The organism is Pseudomonas sp. H1_D04, from assembly GCF_054683855.1.
Map to the genome: position 1 here is coordinate 216,035 of NZ_CP162826.1, position 21,456 is coordinate 237,490.

The window sequence follows — 21,456 nt, forward strand, 5'->3', positions numbered from 1 at the left end:
TTTGCGTACAACTCGTTACACCCTGACTGCCGCGCTTTCTCGGATGCCGACTAAGCTCCTTGGTGGTTTCGCCCCTGGTTTCACGGAGGATTGAATATGCTGTTGTTGTGGATACTGGTTCTGGTGGTCGGCATTGCCTACCTGGCACACCGCCGCACCGCGCCCCTGCCCGCCTTGGGCGTGGTCGCCGTCTACCTGCTGGCGATGGGCGCTTGGAGCCATGCACCGGGCTGGCTGCTGCTGATCTTCTGGGTGCTGATCGCCGCCGTCGCAGCGCCGTTGCTGCTGCCCGACCTGCGTCGCCAATACTTCACCAAGCCGCTGTTCAGTTGGTTCCAGAAAGTCCTGCCGCCCATGTCCGAAACCGAGCGCGATGCCATCGACGCGGGCACCGTGTGGTGGGACGGCGAGCTGTTCAGCGGTCGCCCCGATTGGGACAAGTTGCTTGCCTACCCCAAGGTCCAACTGACCGAAGAGGAGCAGGCCTTTATCGACGGCCCAACCGAAGAACTCTGTGCCATGGTCAGCGACTGGGAAATCGGTCAGGCCATGGACCTGCCTCCAGCCGCCTGGGAGCACATCAAGACCCACGGTTTCTTCGCCCTGATCATTCCCAAGGAATATGGCGGCAAAGGCTTCTCCGCCTACGCCCACTCCCAGGTCGCAATGAAGCTTGCCACCCGCAGCGGCGACCTCGCCTCAACCGTGATGGTGCCCAACTCCCTCGGCCCGGCCGAGCTGCTGCTGCACTACGGTACCGACGAACAACGCAACCACTACCTGCCGCGCCTGGCTCGTGGCGATGACATTCCATGCTTTGCCCTCACCGGCCCACTGGCAGGGTCCGATGCGGGCGCCATGCCCGACACGGGCGTGATCTGCAAAGGTGAATGGGAAGGCAAGGAAACCCTCGGTCTTCGCCTGAACTGGGAAAAACGCTACATCACCCTTGGGCCGGTCGCGACCTTGCTCGGGCTGGCCTTCAAGGCCCATGACCCGGACCACTTGCTGGGCGAAGAGGAAGACTTGGGCATCAGCCTGGCGTTGATTCCCACCGACACTCCTGGCGTGGAAATCGGCCGTCGTCACCTGCCCCTGGGCGCCGCGTTTATGAACGGCCCCAACTCTGGCAAAGATGTGTTTATCCCCCTGGAATTCCTCATCGGCGGCCAGGAAATGCTCGGCAAGGGCTGGATGATGCTGATGAACTGCCTGTCGGTGGGCCGTTCGATTTCCCTGCCAGCAGTCGGCACCGGCGCTGCCAAGTTCACCAGTCTGGTGACCGGCCAATACGCCCAGGTGCGCGAGCAGTTCAACGTACCGCTGTCGGCCTTCGAAGGCATCCAGGAAGCCCTGGCTCGCATCGGCGGCAACGCCTGGCTGATGGACAGCGCGCGCATGCTCACCGCCAATGCCGTCGACCTTGGGGAAAAGCCTTCGGTGCTGTCGGCGATTCTCAAGTACCACCTGACCGAACGGGGCCGCGAGTGCATCAGCCATGCCATGGATGTGCACGGCGGCAAGGGCATCATCATGGGCCCAAACAATTACCTGGGCCGTAGCTGGCAAGGCGCACCGATCTTCATCACCGTGGAAGGCGCGAACATCCTCTCGCGCAACCTGATGATCTTTGGCCAGGGCGCCATCCGCTGCCATCCGTTCGTACTCAAGGAAATGGCCCTGGCCGGCCGCGAAGATCACGACCAGGCGTTAAAGGAATTCGACGGCCTGCTGATGCAGCATATCGGTTTTGCCGTGAGCAACGCCGCCAGCACCCTGGTACTGAACCTCGGTATTGGCCGCTTTGAGAAAGCGCCGGGCAACCGCTTGAGTCAGGGTTATTTCCGTGCGCTGAACCGCCAAGCTGCGGCGTTCGCCCTGCTAGCGGACTTGAGCATGATGCTGCTGGGTGGCGAATTGAAACGCCGCGAACGCCTGTCGGCACGCCTGGGGGATGTACTGAGCCATATGTACCTGGCCTCAGCGGCGCTCAAGCGTTATCACGACCTGGATTCACCGGACCACCTGGAACCGCTGTTCGCCTGGGCCATGGAAGAAAGCCTCGGCGAGTCGGAACGCGCGCTGGATGAGTTGCTGAGCAACTTCCCAAACAAGGTGCTCGGATGCCTCTTGCGGGTGATCGTATTCCCGTTCGGCCGTCGCCACACGGGGCCGTCCGATGCACTGGATGCCGAAGTGGCCGCAGTGATAGGCCGCCCTAAAGGCGATCCAACCCTGGAAGAATTGCTGGCCGGCTGCTATCGCCCGCAATCGGCGGACGATCCGGTAGGCGCCCTGCAACATGCCTACGACCTGCTGGGTGCCAGCCATCCGCTGCAGAAAAAACTCCACACTGCGCTCAAAAGCGGCCAGGTCAAACCGAGCGCCGGCGAGCATGCCATTGACGCAGCACTGCACGCCGGGGTGCTGCAACCGGCCGAAGCACAGACTCTGCGTGACGCCGAGGCAGCACGACGCAAGGTGATCGACGTGGATGATTTCAGTAAGGAAGAGTTGACCCAGGCTGAGGGTAAAGTCCGCTGAGTCGAGCGGTCATATAAATACGGGCGCGAGGGCTATATACTCTCGCGCCCGTTTTTGCTTTAGAGGACTTATCTCGTGTCCAACGTCGTTGCCGATCATCTCGTCTTGCTCGACCACCTGCGCAGCATCCTGGTTGCCGTCGGCGAAGCCGAACAGGTGCCCGAGGAAAGCCACACCCTGTTCCTGGAGCGCTTCGACGAATTGCGCGCGCTGCTGCCCATCGACCCGATCGAAAGCCAGTACCTGGGGCAGGACTTGATGAGCCAGGTCATCCTGCGCTACCCGCAAATTGCCCACCTCGTACCACGCGATCTGCTGTGGTTCTTCGGCGGCGACTGCCTGCACTTCATGCCCGACGAAGAACTGGACCTTTACCAAGCCTTGGAAGAACGTCGCTTTGAGGCCGAACAGAACGACGAACCGTTCGACTGGAACCAGGAAAAACAGTTGCTGGCCATGCCCCAGGATCAGAGCAAGCACTGATCAGCCAACCACACCAGAGGGCCGACGCAACGTCGGCTCCTTCGCCATACACTCCACCAAATAATCAATGAACACCCGCAGCTTAGGCGGCAGGTAGCGCGTGGGCGAATGCAGCAACCACGCCTCGCCATGGTAGGACGCAATAAAATCCCACCCCGGCAGCACCTGCACCAACCGCCCCTCCTCCAATGCATGACGCGCTGTAAAGTACGGCAAGCTGCCAATCCCCACATGCTGCAGCACCGCATCCAGCCGCACGCCGGTGTGGTTAGCGGCATAACGCCCACGCACGCTGACGGTCACCGCCCTACCACCCTGGCGAAACTTCCAGCGCGAGTCGCCCGGGGTTTCGCCAAGGTAGATACAGCTGTGCTCCAACAAGTCGTGGGGATGCTCCGGTGTACCGTGCTCGGCCAAATACTGCGGCGTAGCGCAAAGCAAATGTTCAATCGGCAATAGCTGGCGCCCCACCAGGCCCGGCGGCGGGCTGTCGGTGATGCGAATGCTCAGATCAACATTGTCATCGATCATGTCCACCTGCCGGTCTTCCAGTATCAATTGCACATCCACCTTGGGATATCGCCGCAGGAACTCGGGCATATGCGGATGCACCACAAACCGCCCGACCGCCTTGGGCACACTGACACGCACCAGGCCCTCAGCCTCATGGGTGAATTGACCGCTGATTTCCATCACCGAGCGCGCAGCGCTGACCATCTCCTGGCAGCGCTTGAATACCTCTTCCCCCCCGTCGCTCAGGCGCAGTTTTCGCGTGGTACGTTGCAGTAACCGGGTAGCCAGGGCTTTTTCCAGGCGCGAAATACTGCGACTCACCGCCGACGGCGAGACACTCAGTTGCCGTGCCGCTTCGGAGAAGCTGCCGGTCTCTACCACCTTGACGAAAATCGCCATTTCACCCAGCAGCGGTAACGGAAGATTGATGCTCATGACGCACAGGTCCATTGATAATTGAGCGGATTATCACCTAATCCGACAGCATTTATACTGCCCGCAGAACCCTGATGCGGATGTAGAAAATGACCGAGCGCCTGTTTTTCACCCATGACCACCTCACCGCAGAGCTTGAAGTGCTGGGTTGCACGCCCTTTGAGGACCAGTTTGCGGTCATTTTGCAGTCGACGATTTTTCATCCCCAAGGCGGCGGCCAGCCGTCCGACACCGGTTGGCTGGGTGAAGCCCGGGTACTGCGCGTCACTCAGGAGGTTGATCGCGTGGTGCACTATCTCAACCAACCTGTGCCACTGGGCGCCATCAATGCGCGGGTCGATGAACCACGCCGCGCCCTGCACACGCGCCTGCATTCCGCCGGGCATTTGATCGGCAACGCCGGCGAAACCCTGGGCTGGATGCCAATCAAGGCCCACCACTGGCCGGGCGAAGGCAAGATCACCTTTATCCGTGGCGAAACCGCGCAAGCCATCGACGCCGAAACCCTCCAGCAGCAGATCAACCAATGGATCGCCGCAGACTACCCACGCCATATGACCCTGGACGAAGGCATCCGCGAAGTAGGTTTCGGCGAGTTGCCCACGTACGCATGCGGTGGCACCCATGTGCAAACACTGGGCGAGCTGGGTGAGGTGACGATCCTTGCCTTGTCGGAAAAAAAGGGCGCGCTGTCGGTACGTTACAGCCTTGACTAAACCGCAATCGCTCTCGCCGAGCACCATGAGCTGCGCGGCCTCTAAAACGGAGGTCACGACGTTGCGAAATAAGCATTCAAGGGGGCTATCGAGTTTTTAGATAAGCCTTCTTACGGCCTCCCCGGCACACCTTTGCAGTGTTAGTGTGTGGAAATGTTTCTGACACATTGATCAGAAATCTCCTACTTTCCCTTTGCAAAGGAATGCCTTTAGCCATGCACTTCCCTCTCAAACATTTGGCGGCTGCTACCCTGTTCGCGGCGAGCCTTTCGGTGATGAGCACTCCCGTCTTTGCCAATATCACCCCGCAGCAAAGCACGGCAATTCTGAAGAGCTTCAACGAAACTTCGGTCACCGACTTTCGTGGTTTCCTCAGCACACTAGCCAAGGGAGACCTGGGCAAAACGGCGGATGTAGGCCCTGCAATCAGCGTCTTCCTCGACAACCAGACCCTGACCGCCGACCAGCAGAACGAGATCCATCGCTTGCTGGGTATTTACACCCGAGTTAAATACGGAAAAGCCGCCCTAGAAACTCTGCGCGAACTGGTGGAAATCCCAACCTTCAACGTAGACGGTGTTCCGCAATACAAGAATCCAGAATTCACCCGGATTGCCGACAAGCTACAGGCCCTGGCCAAGACCTTTGACCTGAACTTCCGTAACGTCGACAACCGCGTGTACGAAATTTCCCTGGCAGGCAGCGGCGACGAAGTGGTGGGCATCCACGCCCACGCCGACGTGGTGCCGGTAACCCCGGAAAACTGGGTACTGAAAGACGGCACCAAGCTTGATCCGTTCAAGGTCACGCTGATCGGCGACCGCATGTATGGCCGTGGTACCGAGGATGATAAAAACGGCATCGTGGTGGCTATGTATGCCATGAAAGTGATCAAGGAAGAAAAGCTGCCGCTGGCGCGCAATTTCAAACTGCTGGTGGATACCACCGAGGAGACCTCCGGAGACGCGATCCCTTACTACTTCGAACGCAACCCGACACCGCAATACAACCTTGCGCTGGATGGCGGCTATCCGGTGGTGATTGCCGAAAAAGGTTATGGCACCGTCATGGCCACCTTCCCCCGCCGCAAAGGGGAAGGCAAAGGCGCAGAAATCATCGCAATGACCGGCGGCATGGCCACCAACCAGATTCCATCGGCGTCGGTGGCCACGTTTATCAGCGACAACCCTAAGGAATTAGCAGCCAGCCTCCAAAAGGCCGGCACGGAATACGTCAAGCGCAACGGTGGCGATTTTGAGGTGAGCGCCAAGGTCAACGGCAAGGACGTCAAGCTGACTGTCACCGGCGTGTCGGCGCACTCCTCCGAGCCGGAGTCCGGCATCAACCCGGTCGCGCGCATGCTGGAGCTGATTCACAGCGTCGACGGCAAGATCGCTCTCAAGCACAACCACATCACCGACGCTGCGCGGTATGCGTCCGACAATTGGGGCCTGGATTACTTGGGTGGCAAATTGGGCGTGGGTTTTGCGGATGATTTCATGGGCCCGCTGACCACCTCACCGACCTTTGTCGGGCTGGACGAAAAGGCTTTCAAGCTGGCAGTCAACCTCCGGGTGCCGAAGGGTAAATCCCCGGAGCAGCTCAAGGCCGAGATCGCCGACAAGTTGAGCGCCTGGGACAAGAAAACCAAGATCAACGTGGACTTCACCTACTCGGTGGCCGAGCCGATGTTCCGCAACCCGGAAGGTGAATGGGTGAAGGCCTTGCTCGCGGTAGCCAGCGAAAACCTGGGCATGGAACACAAGTTCGGCACCTCGGCTGGAGCGACCTCCGTGCACGAGTTGCCCAACGGTGTGCAATTTGGCCTGGCGCGACCGGAAGTGAAGTACACCGGGCATACCGACAATGAGTTCAAGACGGTCGACCAGTTCTTGCTGGATCTGCAGATCGTCACCGAAATGATGGGGCGTATCGGACAGCTGCCCAAGCTCTGATAGCGACTGAAGCGCTCCCCAACAACAAACGCCGATCATTGCTGATCGGCGTTTTTGTGTGCGGCGCAGGGGTTAACGCGTCAACCCGCCGCGCCCAGGAACGGCAGCGCCAGATACAACTTGATCACCACCGCATTGGTGATATCGATAAAGAATGCGCCCACCATCGGCACCACCAGAAACGCAATCTGTGACGGCCCGAAGCGTTGCGTCACCGCCTGCATGTTGGCAATCGCCGTCGGCGTGGCACCGAGCCCGAACCCGCAGTGCCCTGCGGCCAGCACTGCCGCATCGTAATTGCTGCCCATGACCCGGAACGTGATGAAAATCGCAAACAGCGCCATCAGCAACGCCTGCGCGGCCAGAAGGATGACAATCGGCAAGGCAAGTGCTGCCAGGTCCCACAGCTTGAGCGACATCAAGGCGATAGCCAAGAACAACGACAGACTGACATTGCCCAGCACCGATACCTCGCGCTCGAACACCTGATGCCAGCCCAGCGCCGACAAGCCGTTACGCAGCACGACGCCTACAAACAGCACACAGACGAAAGTGGGCAACTCCAGTGCTGTGCCTTGAAGGAAGCCGTTGAGGTAGGTGCCGACCTGGAGGCTGATCGCAAGCAACGCGAGGGTTTCGATGAATGAGAACGGGGTAATCAAACGCTCCCTGTTCGGTTGCTCGAAGCCCTTGGGCAGGCGTGGCTGCACCTGCTCAATACCAGGCACCTGGACCCGCTTGATCAGCAAGCGGGCAACCGGACCTCCAATCAAGCCCCCGAGTACCAAGCCGAAGGTTGCGGAGGCGATCGCCAATTCTGACGCGGAGGCCACGCCATACTTCTCGCTGAACACAGTCCCCCAGGCGGCACCCGTACCGTGTCCGCCTGACAGCGTCACCGAGCCGGCGAGCAAGCCCATCAACGGGTCGAGTCCCAAGGCCTTGGCCAATGCGATGCCCATGGCGTTTTGCACCACCAGCAGTGTGGTCACGACCAACAGAAAGATCGCCAGGATTCGGCCGCCTTTCTTCAAACTGGCGAAATCCGCGTTCAGTCCAATAGTGGCGAAAAATGCCAGCATCAACGGGGTTTGCAACGAAGGGTCGAAGCGCACCTCAATATCGGCCAGCCCCCGCAACGCCAAAAGCACTAAAGCGACCACCAGGCCGCCGGCTACCGGCGCGGGAATATTGTAGGCGCGTAAAAAGCCTATGCGGGCAACCAGCCAGCGGCCAAGCAAAAGCACAAGGGACGCGGCGACCAGGGTTGAATAGAAGTCCAGCTGTAACATCCGGGCAGCTCTCTGAGGTGAACAAGGAAAATAGGCACGCCAGAGTAGAGACAGCGGGACCAATTCGCATCAACCTCACGGAAAGTACAGACTATTCCTACAAGACCCACCACATCAGCGGCGCAGCAGATGGCTTTACCAGGAAAAGCACATCTGGAACCGGCAAGAATGAAAAAAGAGACCGAAGCCCCTTTACGTAAATCGCAGGCAAAAAAAAGCCACTCGCTTGAGTGGCTTTTTTCTTGAATATGGAGCGGGAAACGAGACTCGAACTCGCGACCCCGACCTTGGCAAGGTCGTGCTCTACCAACTGAGCTATTCCCGCAAATGGCGTCCCCTAGGGGACTCGAACCCCTGTTACCGCCGTGAAAGGGCGGTGTCCTAGGCCACTAGACGAAGGGGACACGCTACTGAAACACATGATGTGTATTTCAGTGCCCAGAGGCCTCATCCGAAGACTTGGTCCTGGTTTCACTCAGCGCCGCCCGAAAGCAACACTGCTTAAAATGGAGCGGGAAACGAGACTCGAACTCGCGACCCCGACCTTGGCAAGGTCGTGCTCTACCAACTGAGCTATTCCCGCAAATGGCGTCCCCTAGGGGACTCGAACCCCTGTTACCGCCGTGAAAGGGCGGTGTCCTAGGCCACTAGACGAAGGGGACACGCTACTGAAACACATGGTGTGTATTTCAGTGCCCAGAGGCCTCATCCGAAGATTGGGTCCTGGTTTCACTCAGTGCCGCCCGAAAGCCACACTGTTTGTAAATTGGAGCGGGAAACGAGACTCGAACTCGCGACCCCGACCTTGGCAAGGTCGTGCTCTACCAACTGAGCTATTCCCGCATTTGGCGTCCCCTAGGGGACTCGAACCCCTGTTACCGCCGTGAAAGGGCGGTGTCCTAGGCCACTAGACGAAGGGGACACACGTACAACATTCACTACTCAACGCGTTTCGCTGTGTGCTTTACGCTTTAAGTGGCGCGCATTCTATGGATGGATTGGGGGATCGTCAACCCCCAAGGATAAATTTATTAAAATCAATGACTTCGCCCGCGTTTACCAGCCGTTGCGAGCATTCTGCCCGTCCGCACCTTGACGCCTATATTCTGGCACCCGACAAGACGTTATAGTTCGCCCTGGCAAATAATGGCAATGTGCATCTACGCAGGGAGCGCTTGTCTATATAGAAGAAACTACCAGGGCAGCTGGTCGATCAGCCCTATCCGATAGCCGGCCCAGTCACTACACTCCATTGCAAACCCTATAAAGAGGTCACACCGGTGACACCACTCATGATCACCCTGCTGGTAATAGCCGGGATCGTAATACTGATCGCCATTGGCTATATGAACCACGTGGTGGAAAACAACAAGCTGGAAAAGCAGCGCGTCCAGATCGAGCTTAACGATCGCCTGCGCCGTTGCGGTGAGATCACCGAAACATTCCCAGGCCAACTGATGACCCCGGCGCTCAAACTGTTGTTGACCCGCCTGGAACTCAACGTGAACCAGCGCCTGTTGAACCTCAACAAGACCAGTGCTCCTATTAAAGCGCGCATCACTGAGCTGAACACACTGGTGGCCCAGGGCGAATCCATCCCGGTCAACAACCCCCCGGCACCGATCCAGACCGAAGCCAAGGCCAAGGACGTGCGCTTCCTGCTAGAAGCCCTGCACGGCCAGGTCACGCGCGCAGCCCAGGACGGTTTCCTACCCTCCAACGAAGCCAAGCATTGGATCAAAGAAATCCGCCATATCCTGGTGCTGCTGCACATCGAGTTCTTCAACAACCTCGGCCAGCACGCGCTGCAGCAGGGCCAACCGGGCCAGGCACGCCTGGCCTTCGAGCGTGGTGTGCAGTACCTGCGCAAACAGCCGGAGCCGGTACTCTACAGCGCCCAGCTGCAATTGCTGGAAGGCCAACTGGCCCGCGCCAACTCCACCGTGCTGGCTAACAGCAAACAGGCCGCAGAAGAGGTCAACGAACTGACCCAAGGCATGAAAGAAGTCGACGCCGACGCCGAGTGGAAGAAGAAAGTCATCTACGATTGATCCTCGCAAAATAATAGGTGCCATCATCCTGGCACCTATCCTCCGCCCCCCGACTAGCGTAAAAAAGTGCGCCTCACTCCGTGAAGTCAGAGGCCTGCTATGCCTATCGCCGTCATTGATGGACAACCCCTGCACTACCTCGACCAAGGCACCGGCCCGGCCGTGCTGCTGGGCTCCAGCTACCTGTGGAACCGCGACATGTGGGCACCGCAGATCGACGCCCTGTCGCAACAGTACCGTGTGATCGTGCCCGAGCTATGGGGCCACGGTGAATCGGGCCAACTGCCCACGCAAACGCGATCCCTCGACGACCTCGCACGCCAGACCTTGGCCCTGCTGGATCACTTGGCTATCACGCAGATCAACCTGGTGGGCCTCTCGGTCGGCGGTATGTGGGGCGCGCGCCTGGCGTTGCAGGCCCCCGAACGCATCAACAGCCTAATACTGATGGACACCTACCTCGGCGCCGAGCCCGAGGCCACGCGCCAGTATTACTTCTCGCTGTTCAAGATGATTGAAGACGCCGGCGCCATTCCCGAGCCGTTGCTGGATGTGATCGCACCGATCTTCTTCCGCCCGGACATCGACCGCGAATCAGCGCTGTACCAGGACTTTCGCACGTCACTGCGGGCCTTTTCCCGAGAACGCCTGCTGCAGAGCGTCGTGCCCTTGGGCCAGTTGATCTTCAGCCGCGACGACGTGCTGGAGCAACTACCGCGCCTGGACGCCGATACCACTTTGGTGATGTGCGGCGAGCAGGACAAACCTCGTCCACCCGTCGAATCCAAGGAAATGGCCGAACTGATTGGCTGCGCACTGACGTTGATTCCAGACGCAGGGCATATCTCCAGCCGGGAGAACCCGGACTTCGTCAACGAAGCGCTGCTGACCTTTCTCGCAAACCACGCTTGATCGCCCTCCCCTTTGATCGCAGCCTCGGTGCTGCGATCAAAGGCGGAAATGCCCCACCATCCCCTTGAGCTCCGCCCCCAACTGCGCCAGCTGGATACTCGACGCCGCATTGCCCTGCATGCTCAACGCCGATTGATCGGCACTCGCACGAATACTGGTGACGCTACGGTTGATCTCTTCAGCCACCGAGCTTTGTTCCTCAGCGGCAGCGGCGATCTGCTGGTTCATCTGCTGGATCAACGACACCGCCACTGCGATGCTGCCCAGGGCGCTCTCGGTTTCCAGGGCATCGCTGACCGCCAGTTTGACCAGCTCACCGCTTTGCTGGATCTGCTGCACCGATGATTGCGCCGCGCTGCGCAAGGTGCTGACCAACCGCTCGATTTCTTCGGTCGATTGCTGGGTACGCTTGGCCAGCGCCCGCACTTCATCGGCCACTACCGCAAAGCCACGGCCCTGCTCACCCGCACGGGCAGCCTCGATGGCCGCGTTCAGGGCCAGCAAGTTGGTCTGCTCCGCCACGCTTTTGATCACGCCCAACACAGTGCCAATGTTCTGGATTTCGGCACTGAGGCTCTCGATGCTCGCACTGGCATTGTTACTGGAAGTGGCCAGCAACTCGATGCGCTGCAAACTCTGGCGCACCACTTGCTGACCGCTGTCGACCTTGTCATCCGCGGTCTGCGCGGCTTGCGCGGCCTCTTCAGCGTTGCGCGCCACATCGTGCACCGTGGCGGTCATCTGGTTCATAGCAGTGGCCACCTGCTCGGTTTCCTCCTTCTGGCTGCTGACCTCGACATTGGTTTGCTCGGTCACGCTGGAGAGCGACTGCGCCGAGCTGGCCAATTGCTCGATACCGGCCTGCAGGCCGCTGACCATCTGGCTCAGGCCGTTGCCCATCTGTTGCATCGCCTGCATCAACTGGCCGATTTCATCACGACGACTGACCTCCATACGCCCGCTCAAATCCCCGGCGGCAATCTGCTGCGCCACCGCGATCACACTGCGCAGCGGCGCGACGATCAAACGGGTAATCACCCACGCTGCAATCAGCCCCACCAGCAAAGCCAGGGCCGACGAGACGATGATCAACATCGCGTTTTTTTTCAGTTGTGCCTGCATCGACAGGTCTTCGGCGTCATAGGCCTGGTTGACCCGGCTGACCACCAGAGCCGCCCGGTCATGCAGTTGTTTGTAGACCACTTTTTCCTGGGCCAACAGGCCGGTGTATTCACCCAGCTTCTCGCTGAACGCGGCAATGTGCCCTGAGACTTCATTGAGCACCGTCTGATAACCGGAGTCCTTGACCGACGTTTTCAGTTGCTCGACTTGAGCAAGAGCCTGGTCAGCCTGCTCGATCTTGCCTTGCTCGGCATCCTCAGCATCCACTTTGCGGCTCTGGTCCAAGCGTACGTGGGCTTCGTTCATGGCCTGCAACATCAAGCGCGACACCTGACTGACCTGTCCAGCCTGCTCGATAAACTCGGCGCCCTCCTTGCCCTGGCTTTCCTTGAGGCCATAAGCCCCGTCGTCCGCCAGGCCGGCCTGCAACACGTCCAGGTTGTTCGCCACGCTGGACACTGACCAAGTGGCCATTTCCAGCGCCAGATCCTTGGTCTGGGTCAGCTCGACAAACTCATCGAACGCCTGGCGGTAGGCGACCAGGGCCTGCTCGACGTCAGTCATCACCGGCACATTCGCCGCAGACTGTGCCTTGAGGGCGGCGGCCTGGGCCGCCAAGGCGTCAACGCTTTCATGCAGGGCGTCGACGGCCTTGGGGTCGGCGTGCAGCGCGTAGTCCTGCTCGATCAGGCGTACCTTGAGCAAGCCGCTGTTGAGAGAAGACATGGCCTTGAGCCCCTCGAAACGCTGGCCAACGGTCTGCAGGGACCACACGCCGATAGCTGCTACCAAAGCCGTCAGCAGAAGCACCAGCATGAAGCCCAAACCCAGTTTTTTCGCCATACCGAGGTTGGCGAAACGTCGTTGCACGCCTGAAATCATTGCACTTGAATCCTCTTGCAATGGCAGATGCCATCAAGCCCGATTGACATCCAGCGAGATTCGCAACCACAAGGCACTGAGCACAAGACGTTGGCGCCACAATAATGGCAAAAAGCTACACGCTCGTCGTTTTCAGAATGGTCGAGGTCGATCTGGTAGGCCCCATGGCACGGAACAATGCCAAAGCCCGTGGATCAGTTGCATAGGCCACATTGATGCGCAGCCAATCACAGGGCTCCGCCGTTGGGCTGAACAACGCCCCGGGAGACAACAACACTCCCAGACGTCGGGCACACCTCTGCAGCAGCGAAGGTTGCGCCTCCCCCGGCCGCGCCCACAGGAACATGCCTCCGGCAGGCACCGCGAACACCTCCCACTCTTCGTCTTCCAGCACTTGCAGGGTGGCTCTCATTTCAGTGCCCAGTCGCTTTCGCAGGCGCTGTACCCATTTGCGATAGGTGCCATTGGCCAATAGCGTAGCAACCACCGCCTCGGCAAACCGCGAGGTGCCGAATCCGGTCAAGGTCTTGAGGCTGGCCAGTTGCGTGATGATCGCCGAACTGGCAGTGAGATACCCCACGCGCAACGCACTGCTCAGGGTCTTGGAGAAACTCGCGACATAGATCACCCGGTCATCATGGGGCAATGCCGCGAGCCGTATGCAACTGGCATGTTGCAGATCGCCGTAGACGTCTTCTTCAATGATCAGGAAGTTTTCGCGGTGCGCCAGTTCCAGCAAACGCTCGGCCACCTCGCGGCACAGACTAGTCCCGGTGGGGTTGTGATAAAGGCTGTGGATGAACAGGCATTTTGGCCGATGGTCTTGTAGTAACGCTTCCAGGGCCAGGAGGTCGGGGCCGCCTCGGGTACGCGGCACCTCCAGCAGTTGCACACCCTGGAACGCCAATTGTTGATAGAGGTTGCCGTACCCCGGGGTTTCGACCACCACGCAATCGCCGGCCTTGAGCAGCGTGCGTATCAGCAGGTCCTGGGCATGGCCAGCGCCCGCGGTAGTGAGGATGCAGTCCACGCTGGAGGGGATATGAATCTGAGTCAGGCGCTTGGCCAGTTGCTCGCGCAACGCGGGTAAACCTAAGGGCGTGCTGTAGTTGAACAGTGCTGCAGTGTCGGTGCGGGTAACTTCACGGATTGCGTAACTGATGTCATCGCTTTCGCGCCAGGCGTCTGGCAACCAGCCGCAGCCCAGTTTCAACTCGCCCAGCGGATTATCGGCAAAGGCCCCCCATTCGCGCTCCGCCCCTTCATACCAATTGCCTTCGTGGGAGACGGCTGGCTGGGCCACTACAAATCCCGAGCCTTGCCGGGGGGCCAGCACTCCCTGGGCGACCATCCGTTCGAATGCTTCGATCACGCTGGATTGGCTGAGCAGATTATCCCGAGCCAGTTGGCGGATGGAGGGCAAGCGTGTGCCGGGGCTTACCTCGTCCTTGCGAATCCATTGCGCCACTGCACTGACAATTTGCTGCACCACCGGTACAAGGGCTTGTCGATCAATCCTTAAATCCATGAGCCACTCACTTCAACTGTCTGTTATCAACCCGAAGAGTTAAGCACAGAAGCCGTTGACTGCCGGTCACACAAATTTATTAAAGTATTGATTTAATTGAGTTATTTACCTACTGACACATATTCGGTCGCGGCGTTTTGCCAGCTCTGGAAAAGCCCCACATCCCCCCAAGACGTTTTCGAATAGAGGGCGACGCGAGGTCCTAGATCGCCGTCGCGCCACCGTCCACCGCCAAGGCGTGCCCGGTGGTGAATGCGGCGCCATCGCTGCATAGGTAAAGCACGGCGCTGGCGATTTCTTCTACTTTGCCGATACGCCCAACCGGGTGCATGGCGGCGGCGAATTCAGCCTTGCGTGGGTCGGCCTCATAGGCACGGCGGAACATATCGGTGTCGATCACCGCCGGGCAAACGGCGTTAACGCGAACTTTCTTCTTGGCGTACTCAATGGCCGCCGATTTGGTCAGGCCGATCACTGCATGCTTGGAGGCCGCGTAGATGCTCATCTTCGGCGCCGCCCCCAGGCCCGCGACCGAAGCGGTGTTGACAATGGCCCCGCCGCCTTGGGCCAGCAACAGTGGCAATTGGTACTTCATGCACAGCCACACGCCTTTGACGTTGACGCCCATGATGGCGTCGAACTCATCCAGGCTGCCGTCCGCCAGCTTGCCCTTCTCGATCTCGATGCCGGCGTTATTAAAGGCGTAGTCCAAGCGGCCATAAGCGCTGATGGTCTGCGCCATCAATTGCTGCACATCCGCCTCCTGTGTGACGTTGCAGCGCACAAACAACGCCTCGCCACCGGCCTGATGGATCAGCGCGACAGTGCCCTCGCCGCCCTCCACATCCAGGTCGGCAACCACGACCTTCAAACCTTCGGCGGCGAACGCCAGCGCGGTGGCGCGGCCAATACCGGCGGCGGCGCCGGTCACCAGGGCGACTTGGCCGGAAAACGTCATGCTCATGGGGGAGTGTCCTATGGGAGAAATAGCCGTGGGCCGAGTCTAGCCAACACTGACACTGGCGCGTCAGCACTATCAAACGCCCGGTTAGGGCTGCATGAGTACCAGTGATAAGGACACCCTGCGCACTATCAACGCAGCCTATCGGCCAGCATTCGCGCCTTCAGCCGGCCTTGCCCCCGACCCGCTCAAGGTCTATCACTCATGCTCCACTTCTTAAGAGTCTCTGCCATGACTGCCCAGACCAACCGCCAATTCCTGCTCGCCAAACGCCCGGTCGGCGCGGCGACGCGGGAAACCTTCACGTACCAGGAAGTACCGGTGGGCACACCCCAGGACGGGCAAGTGCTGGTACGCAATGAATACTTGTCCCTCGACCCGGCCATGCGTGGCTGGATGAATGAAGGCAAGTCCTACATTCCGCCCGTCGGTATCGGCGAGGTGATGCGCGCGCTTGGCGTGGGCAAGGTGATTGCCTCGAACAACCCGAAATTCGCGGTCGGCGACTACGTGAATGGTGCCTTGGGCGTGCAGGATTATTTCCTCGGCGAGCCGCGCGGCTTCTACACCGTCAACCCAAAGCTCGCCCCTCTGCCCCGCTACCTTTCTGCACTGGGCATGACCGGCATGACCGCCTACTTCGCGCTCCTGGACACCGGCGCACCCAAGGAAGGTGAAACCGTGGTCATTTCCGGTGCAGCCGGCGCCGTGGGCAGTATTGCCGGGCAGATCGCCAAGCTGAAAGGTTGCCGCGTGGTCGGCATCGCCGGTGGCGCTGACAAGTGCAAGTTTCTGGTAGACGAATTGGGCTTTGATGCAGCCATCGACTACAAGAACGAAGACGTACCCGCCGCCCTCAAGCGCGAATGCCCGAAGGGCGTGGATGTGTATTTCGATAACGTCGGCGGCGACATTCTTGACGCAGTACTTAGCCGCCTGGCGCTGAAGGCGCGGGTGGTGATTTGCGGCGCCATCAGCCAATACAACAATAAGGAAGCTGTGAAAGGCCCGGCCAACTACCTGTCGCTGCTGGTCAATCGCGCGCGGATGGAAGGCTTTGTGGTGATGGATCACGCGGCGAATTTTGCCGCCGCCGGGCAGGAAATGGCCGGCTGGATGGCGCAGGGCAAGCTCAAGAGCAAAGAGGATATTGTCGAGGGCCTGGAGACGTTCCCGGAGACGTTGATGAAGTTATTCAACGGCGAGAACTTTGGGAAATTGGTGCTTAAGGTCAGCTGACACACTGCATAGCAAATGTGAGAAGGGGCTCGCTGCAGCAAGCCCCTTCCCCATTCGGATCAGGCGATCTCGGCAACGACCGCCGCCAACGCCTTGGCCGGATCCGCCGCTTGGCTGATCGGGCGACCGATCACCAGGTAGTCAGAACCTGCATCGAGTGCCTGACGCGGGGTCAGGATACGGCGCTGGTCATCCTGGGCGCTGCCCGCCGGGCGGATCCCCGGGGTCACCAATTGCAACGACGGATGGGCGGTCTTCAAGGCCTGGGCCTCCAGCGCCGAGCACACCAAGCCATCAAGGCCGGCTTTCTGGGCCAGGGCTGCCAGGCGCAGTACCTGCTCCTGAGGCTCGATGTCCAGGCCGATACCGGCCAGGTCTTCGCGCTCCATGCTGGTCAGCACGGTCACACCGATCAGCAGGGGTTTAGGGCCGCTGCGCTGTTCCAGCACTTCGCGGCAGGCGGTCATCATGCGCAGGCCGCCGGAGCAGTGCACGTTGACCATCCACACGCCCATTTCGGCGGCGGCCTTGACCGCCATGGCGGTGGTATTCGGGATATCGTGGAATTTCAGATCGAGGAACACTTCGAAGCCTTTGTCACGCAGGGTGCCGACGATTTCTGCGGCACAGCTGGTGAACAGTTCCTTGCCAACCTTGACCCTGCAAAGCTTGGGGTCCAACTGGTCAGCCAGCTTCAGTGCGGCGTCACGGGTGGGGTAATCCAGGGCGACGATGATAGGAGTCTGGCAGACGGACATTGGAATGGGCTCTCAGGCAAGTCGAAATCGGCGCGGATTGTAGCGCAAGCAGCGGCGTTGCGGGATCCGATGATCGGTAAATACTGACCAACCGGCATTTGGCGGGCCTTTCGGGCAAATATTTCAAAGCTGATACATTCACGACATGCCCCCAACACGCCCCACCGCTAGCCTCGCCCGCACGACCCAACGACCAGCACTTCCAGCCATGGGGCTGGGCGCCTATGCTGACCGCAACAACCAGGCAGATGATCGCACTATGCAGACCCCTTTTGTCCCAGTGAACGACGAACAAAAAGGCGCGGTGACCGCCGATGACAAGCGCTGGAATACCCGCGCGCTGATCGTCGACGACGATGTGCCGATTCGCGAACTGCTGATCGACTACCTGGCACGCTTCAATATCCTCGCCACCGGCGTCACCGACGGCGCCGCGATGCGCCTGGCCATGCAAGCCGAAACCTTCGACGTGGTGGTGCTCGACCTGATGCTGCCAGGTGAGGACGGCCTTTCGCTGTGCCGCTGGCTGCGCTCGGAGTCGGATATACCGATCCTGATGCTTACCGCCCGCTGCGAACCCACCGACCGCATTATCGGTCTGGAACTGGGCGCCGACGACTACATGTCCAAGCCTTTCGAGCCGCGCGAACTGGTGGCACGTATCCAGACTATCCTGCGCCGAGTGCGTGATGACCGCACCGAACAGCGCGCCAATATCCGTTTCGACAACTGGCGCCTCAATAGCGTGTTGCGCCAACTGGTAGCGGACGATGGCCTCGTGGTGCCGCTGTCCAACGCCGAGTTTCGTCTGTTGTGGGTGTTTATCGAGCGCCCGCGGCGGGTGTTGAGCCGTGAGCAATTGCTGGATGCCGCTCGTGGGCGATCCATCGAAGCGTTTGATCGCAGCATCGACTTGCTGGTGTCGCGCCTGCGTCAGAAACTGGGGGATGACCCCAAGGCACCACAGTTGATCAAAACTGTGCGGGGCGAAGGCTACCTGTTTGACGCGCGGGATATCGGTTGATGCGTGCCGCCTTCAATACGCTGTTTGGTCGGCTGTTCGGCGTGTTGCTGGTGGCGATTGTGCTGGCCCATGTGCTGGCGATCTGTTGGTTTCGTTATTACGGTCCTCCCCCGCCACCGCCTCAGGAAGCCTTTGTCGAACAGCCTGATGGCACTATGACGCAACGGCATAAGGAACATCGCCGCCCGTGGTTTGGCGGCCCGCTGGTCCCGCTGACGTTCCAGTTCATCTGCCTGATCATTGCCGCCTGGTACGGCGCCAAGCTGCTGAGCCGGCCGATCCAGCGTCTGAGCGAAGCGGCCGAGCGCCTGAGCCTGGACCTCGACAGCCCGCCGCTGGATGAGTCCGGTCCGCAGGAAGCGCGCAAAGCAGCATCGACCTTCAACCTGATGCAACGGCGTATCCGCGAACAGGTCAGCCAACGCGCACGTATGCTCGGCGCCGTCTCACATGACCTTCGCACTCCGCTGTCACGCCTCAAGCTACGCCTGGAACAGATCGACGACACGAAGTTGCAGGGCCAGATGCGCCAGGATCTGGACGACATGATCAACATGCTCGACGCCACCCTGAGCTACCTGCATGAACAACGCACCAGCGAAACACGGCATTGGCTGGATGTGCAGGCGTTGGTGGAATCACTGAGTGAAAACGCCCAGGACCAGGGCTCCGATGTGCAATTCGCCGGCACTTGCGTTCCGTTGCAGGTGCAACCGATGGCCCTGCGCTCCTGCTTGAACAACCTGATCGACAATGCCTTGCGCTATGCCGGCACGGTGCGTGTTGAACTTGAAGACAGCCGCGAAGCCCTGATCATCCGCGTGATCGACCACGGCCCTGGGATTGCCGCCGATATGCGCGAGGCGGTGTTTGAGCCCTTCTTCCGCCTGGAAGGTTCACGCAACCGCAATTCCGGTGGCGTAGGCCTGGGGATGACGATTTCCAAGGATGCCGCTGAGCGCCTGGGCGGCCGCCTGAGCCTGGAGGAGACCCCAGGCGGCGGTTTAACTGCAGTGATGTGGTTGCCCAGGGCTTAAAGAGGCTTGTCTTCGCGTCGCCCTTGAGCTTGTGTCGCGCTCCAATCCATCAACAGGCTGTAAGCCACGGCCAACAAGGTCGGGCCAATAAACAGGCCGATAAAACCAAATGCGATCAAGCCGCCGAACACCCCGAGCAACACGATCACCAACGGCAGATTGCCGCCACGGCTGATCAGGTACGGCTTGAGCACGTTGTCCACGCCGCTGATGATGAACGTACCCCACACGCCCAGGAACACCGCGTAGGTGTAATCGCCCTTCCAGGCCAGCCACGCCGTGGCCGGGATCCACACCAGCGGCGGGCCCATTGGGATCAGGCTGAGCAGGAAGGTCACGATCCCCAGCACCAGGGCGCCCGGCACGCCGGCAATCCAGAAACCGATCAGCGCCAGCAATGCCTGGGCAGCAGCGGTGCCGATCACACCGTTGACGACACGTTGCACGGTACCTGCAACCAATTCGATGTAATAACCGGCACGATCACCGATCAAGCGCTCCAACAGGCGATGCACGAACATCGCCAACCGTGGCCCATCGCGATAGAAAAAGAACACGAACACCAGGCTCAGTGTCAGCTCAAGGATACCGCCGCCGATCTGTGCACTGCGCGCCAGCAGCCAGTTCCCCACTTGGCCCAGGTACGGCTTGATGCTGACCATCAGCGCCGCACCCTGCTCGTCAATGCTGTTCCACATCCCGACCAATCGCTCACCCACAAAGGGAATTGAGCCCAGCCAGTTCGGTGCCTCGGGCAGCCCGTCTACCTGGATATCCTTGATCAACGCCACCGCATCGCGCACATGGTCCGCCAGGTTGAATCCCAGCCACACCAGCGGCACCGCCACCAACAGCATCCAGCCCAGCGTCAGGATGCCGGCAGCCAGGGATTCACGGCCACCCAACCATCGCGTCAGCAGCACCATCAGTGGCCAACTGGCGAACGCCAGAACGGCGCCCCAGAACAGCGCCGACCAGAACGGCGCCATCACCCAGAAACTGGCACCAAAGAGCACCAGCAGCAGGATTTGCACCAGCAGGCGATCGTTATTGAGCATGGGGTATCTCGGAAAAAGGCTGTAGGAAGAAAGCTTAGGCGAACGGCTCGGGTCCGTTCGCCTTATATGGGTCAGCGTATCAGATGCAGGTGCAAACCTTTGGTTTCAGCGGTTCCGGTTTCAAGGCGCGCAGCGCGCACGCCTTTTTCGACCAAAGCCTGGCGCCAGGCTTCGGCGTGGGTGCCGGTCAAGCTGACGCGCAGGGTGGTATCGAGGTTCAAGCCACGGGAGATAAGGGTCAACCAGGTGTCGTCAGGCTCGGCGCCCAGCGCTGGGAAATCCAGTTCGCCGGTGCTTTTCAATTCGCGCAAGAGGGTCGCGGAGGTGGGCAGCAGGTCACCCAGCGGTGCGCTGGCGTCCAGTTGTTCCACATGCAGATAGGCACGGCGGTTGCCTCGGGTGATGCCGTACAACGCCACCAAGGAATTGTCCTGCGGTGCGGCCAGACGCAACAGCAGGTATTCCTGCTGGCCATCGGCGCCGACCAGCTTGGCGTTGCCGAACACCTCATTGGCCCACAGGCTGCTCTCGCCGCAGTCGCGGGCCTTACACCAGAACAACAGCTGTGCACCCTTTGCCTGCAACGCTTCGCGGGTCGCGGTGAACGCGGCGCTGGAGCTGTGTTCAGCGGGCAGTTCATAGGTGATGGCTGTGGTTTGGCCCCGGGCGGTGGCCTGGCCTTCATAGCGCAGTTGGCCACTGATCTTGCGGATCGCACCCATGGGATAGATGCGTTCTTTTTCTTCGGCGGGACGGTAATCGACAATTTGTGTGTCGACCTGTCGGGCCACGGTGGGCAGGTCCTGGCTGCCCGGCAGGTCGGCGGCGAATACCATTGGGCTGAGCAGGCTCAGCCCCAGGATACGGATACATCCGTTACGCACGCTCATAAGCTCAAAAAGCCCTGGCCATTGGAGGTCGTAGCGGTGTTGAAAACATTCATGGT

17 protein-coding genes, 6 tRNA genes and 1 pseudogene are annotated in these 21,456 nt (G+C 60.0%); 9 read left to right on the top strand and 15 right to left on the bottom strand.

Features of this window, described 5'->3' with window-relative positions; all coding sequences use genetic code 11:
* Positions 1-96: 96 nt before the first annotated feature.
* Both AB4N82_RS01030 and AB4N82_RS01035 read left to right on the top strand, forming a co-directional pair.
* The gene (locus AB4N82_RS01030) at positions 97-2,544 is read left to right on the top strand and encodes an acyl-CoA dehydrogenase (protein ID WP_122765361.1); all 2,448 of its coding nucleotides are present in this window, start codon (positions 97-99) and stop codon (positions 2,542-2,544) included.
* A 75-nt stretch (positions 2,545-2,619) separates the two neighbouring features.
* On the top strand, positions 2,620-3,027 hold the full coding sequence (locus AB4N82_RS01035) for a PA2817 family protein (RefSeq protein WP_010567536.1): 408 nt from the start codon (positions 2,620-2,622) through the stop codon (positions 3,025-3,027).
* Here AB4N82_RS01035 and AB4N82_RS01040 read toward each other — a convergent pair whose 3' ends face one another.
* Positions 3,028-3,975, bottom strand: a complete 948-nt coding sequence (locus tag AB4N82_RS01040) for a LysR family transcriptional regulator (protein WP_032889233.1) — start codon at positions 3,973-3,975, stop codon at positions 3,028-3,030.
* Positions 3,976-4,064: 89 nt separating this feature from the next.
* On the opposite strand from AB4N82_RS01040, the gene AB4N82_RS01045 reads away from it, so the two are divergent.
* Positions 4,065-4,691 (top strand): serine-tRNA(Ala) deacylase AlaX, encoded by a 627-nt coding sequence (locus AB4N82_RS01045; protein ID WP_032889231.1) that lies wholly within the window; start codon positions 4,065-4,067, stop codon positions 4,689-4,691.
* A gap of 215 nt (positions 4,692-4,906) precedes the next feature.
* Positions 4,907-6,646, top strand: coding sequence for a dipeptidase (locus AB4N82_RS01050; protein WP_122765359.1), 1,740 nt, complete (start codon positions 4,907-4,909; stop codon positions 6,644-6,646).
* An 80-nt stretch (positions 6,647-6,726) separates the two neighbouring features.
* On the opposite strand, the gene gltS is transcribed toward AB4N82_RS01050, so the two are convergent.
* The 7 genes from gltS to AB4N82_RS01085 all read right to left on the bottom strand — a co-directional run bounded on the left by gltS (position 6,727) and on the right by AB4N82_RS01085 (position 8,860).
* Positions 6,727-7,938, bottom strand: coding sequence for a sodium/glutamate symporter (gltS, locus tag AB4N82_RS01055; protein WP_095184274.1), 1,212 nt, complete (start codon positions 7,936-7,938; stop codon positions 6,727-6,729).
* Positions 7,939-8,187: 249 nt separating this feature from the next.
* Positions 8,188-8,263, bottom strand: a tRNA-Gly gene (locus AB4N82_RS01060).
* Positions 8,264-8,266: 3 nt separating this feature from the next.
* Positions 8,267-8,342: transfer RNA gene (locus AB4N82_RS01065), tRNA-Glu, on the bottom strand.
* Positions 8,343-8,445: 103 nt separating this feature from the next.
* Positions 8,446-8,521: transfer RNA gene (locus AB4N82_RS01070), tRNA-Gly, on the bottom strand.
* Between the two features lie 3 nt (positions 8,522-8,524).
* Positions 8,525-8,600: transfer RNA gene (locus AB4N82_RS01075), tRNA-Glu, on the bottom strand.
* A gap of 105 nt (positions 8,601-8,705) precedes the next feature.
* Positions 8,706-8,781, bottom strand: a tRNA-Gly gene (locus AB4N82_RS01080).
* Positions 8,782-8,784: 3 nt separating this feature from the next.
* A tRNA-Glu gene (locus AB4N82_RS01085) sits at positions 8,785-8,860 on the bottom strand.
* 358 nt (positions 8,861-9,218) lie between these two features.
* Here AB4N82_RS01085 and AB4N82_RS01090 point away from each other — a divergent pair.
* Entirely contained in the window at positions 9,219-9,989 is a 771-nt protein-coding gene (locus AB4N82_RS01090) for a hypothetical protein (protein ID WP_032889225.1), read from the top strand.
* 99 nt (positions 9,990-10,088) lie between these two features.
* Positions 10,089-10,901 (top strand): alpha/beta fold hydrolase, encoded by an 813-nt coding sequence (locus AB4N82_RS01095; RefSeq protein ID WP_032889223.1) that lies wholly within the window; start codon positions 10,089-10,091, stop codon positions 10,899-10,901.
* A 36-nt stretch (positions 10,902-10,937) separates the two neighbouring features.
* On the opposite strand, the gene AB4N82_RS01100 is transcribed toward AB4N82_RS01095, so the two are convergent.
* From AB4N82_RS01100 to AB4N82_RS01115, 4 genes and pseudogenes are all read right to left on the bottom strand, one after another.
* The gene (locus tag AB4N82_RS01100; protein ID WP_447096971.1) at positions 10,938-11,819 is read right to left on the bottom strand and encodes a methyl-accepting chemotaxis protein; all 882 of its coding nucleotides are present in this window, start codon (positions 11,817-11,819) and stop codon (positions 10,938-10,940) included.
* Positions 11,796-12,905, bottom strand: a pseudogene (locus tag AB4N82_RS01105) (HAMP domain-containing protein); the annotation flags it as partial. The pseudogene AB4N82_RS01105 and the gene AB4N82_RS01100, both read right to left, overlap by 24 nt.
* Before the next feature lie 115 nt (positions 12,906-13,020).
* Complete coding sequence (locus AB4N82_RS01110; protein ID WP_122755825.1) at positions 13,021-14,433, bottom strand: aminotransferase-like domain-containing protein; 1,413 nt, start codon at positions 14,431-14,433, stop codon at positions 13,021-13,023.
* A 202-nt stretch (positions 14,434-14,635) separates the two neighbouring features.
* Entirely contained in the window at positions 14,636-15,397 is a 762-nt protein-coding gene (locus tag AB4N82_RS01115) for an SDR family oxidoreductase (RefSeq protein ID WP_122765357.1), read from the bottom strand.
* Positions 15,398-15,625: 228 nt separating this feature from the next.
* On the opposite strand from AB4N82_RS01115, the gene AB4N82_RS01120 reads away from it, so the two are divergent.
* Positions 15,626-16,633 (top strand): NADP-dependent oxidoreductase, encoded by a 1,008-nt coding sequence (locus AB4N82_RS01120; RefSeq protein WP_122765356.1) that lies wholly within the window; start codon positions 15,626-15,628, stop codon positions 16,631-16,633.
* A gap of 59 nt (positions 16,634-16,692) precedes the next feature.
* Here AB4N82_RS01120 and pyrF read toward each other — a convergent pair whose 3' ends face one another.
* The gene (pyrF, locus tag AB4N82_RS01125) at positions 16,693-17,391 is read right to left on the bottom strand and encodes an orotidine-5'-phosphate decarboxylase (RefSeq protein WP_017734306.1); all 699 of its coding nucleotides are present in this window, start codon (positions 17,389-17,391) and stop codon (positions 16,693-16,695) included.
* Positions 17,392-17,650: 259 nt separating this feature from the next.
* On the opposite strand from pyrF, the gene AB4N82_RS01130 reads away from it, so the two are divergent.
* Together AB4N82_RS01130 and AB4N82_RS01135 are read left to right on the top strand one after the other, a co-directional pair.
* Complete coding sequence (locus AB4N82_RS01130; RefSeq protein WP_095184333.1) at positions 17,651-18,415, top strand: response regulator; 765 nt, start codon at positions 17,651-17,653, stop codon at positions 18,413-18,415.
* Positions 18,415-19,452: a sensor histidine kinase gene (locus AB4N82_RS01135; protein WP_095184269.1), complete on the top strand. Its 1,038-nt coding sequence runs from the start codon at positions 18,415-18,417 to the stop codon at positions 19,450-19,452. Before AB4N82_RS01130 ends, AB4N82_RS01135 begins: the two co-directional genes overlap by 1 nt.
* Here AB4N82_RS01135 and AB4N82_RS01140 read toward each other — a convergent pair.
* Positions 19,449-20,510, bottom strand: coding sequence for an AI-2E family transporter (locus AB4N82_RS01140; RefSeq protein WP_032889210.1), 1,062 nt, complete (start codon positions 20,508-20,510; stop codon positions 19,449-19,451). The genes AB4N82_RS01135 and AB4N82_RS01140 overlap by 4 nt on opposite strands.
* A 71-nt stretch (positions 20,511-20,581) precedes the next feature.
* On the bottom strand, positions 20,582-21,400 hold the full coding sequence (locus AB4N82_RS01145) for a DUF4892 domain-containing protein (protein ID WP_122765355.1): 819 nt from the start codon (positions 21,398-21,400) through the stop codon (positions 20,582-20,584).
* Between the last annotated feature and the right edge of the window lie 56 nt (positions 21,401-21,456).

Coding starts and splice junctions, on each gene's coding strand:
- AB4N82_RS01050 (WP_122765359.1), top strand. CDS start 4,907: ATGCACTTCCCTCTCAAACATTTGGCGGCTGCTACCCTGTTCGCGGCG.
- AB4N82_RS01040 (WP_032889233.1), bottom strand. CDS start 3,975: ATGAGCATCAATCTTCCGTTACCGCTGCTGGGTGAAATGGCGATTTTC.
- AB4N82_RS01120 (WP_122765356.1), top strand. CDS start 15,626: ATGACTGCCCAGACCAACCGCCAATTCCTGCTCGCCAAACGCCCGGTC.
- pyrF (WP_017734306.1), bottom strand. CDS start 17,391: ATGTCCGTCTGCCAGACTCCTATCATCGTCGCCCTGGATTACCCCACC.
- AB4N82_RS01045 (WP_032889231.1), top strand. CDS start 4,065: ATGACCGAGCGCCTGTTTTTCACCCATGACCACCTCACCGCAGAGCTT.
- AB4N82_RS01130 (WP_095184333.1), top strand. CDS start 17,651: ATGCAGACCCCTTTTGTCCCAGTGAACGACGAACAAAAAGGCGCGGTG.
- AB4N82_RS01030 (WP_122765361.1), top strand. CDS start 97: ATGCTGTTGTTGTGGATACTGGTTCTGGTGGTCGGCATTGCCTACCTG.
- AB4N82_RS01095 (WP_032889223.1), top strand. CDS start 10,089: ATGCCTATCGCCGTCATTGATGGACAACCCCTGCACTACCTCGACCAA.
- AB4N82_RS01135 (WP_095184269.1), top strand. CDS start 18,415: ATGCGTGCCGCCTTCAATACGCTGTTTGGTCGGCTGTTCGGCGTGTTG.
- AB4N82_RS01140 (WP_032889210.1), bottom strand. CDS start 20,510: ATGCTCAATAACGATCGCCTGCTGGTGCAAATCCTGCTGCTGGTGCTC.
- AB4N82_RS01110 (WP_122755825.1), bottom strand. CDS start 14,433: ATGGATTTAAGGATTGATCGACAAGCCCTTGTACCGGTGGTGCAGCAA.
- gltS (WP_095184274.1), bottom strand. CDS start 7,938: ATGTTACAGCTGGACTTCTATTCAACCCTGGTCGCCGCGTCCCTTGTG.
- AB4N82_RS01145 (WP_122765355.1), bottom strand. CDS start 21,400: ATGAGCGTGCGTAACGGATGTATCCGTATCCTGGGGCTGAGCCTGCTC.
- AB4N82_RS01100 (WP_447096971.1), bottom strand. CDS start 11,819: ATGCAGGCGATGCAACAGATGGGCAACGGCCTGAGCCAGATGGTCAGC.
- AB4N82_RS01115 (WP_122765357.1), bottom strand. CDS start 15,397: ATGAGCATGACGTTTTCCGGCCAAGTCGCCCTGGTGACCGGCGCCGCC.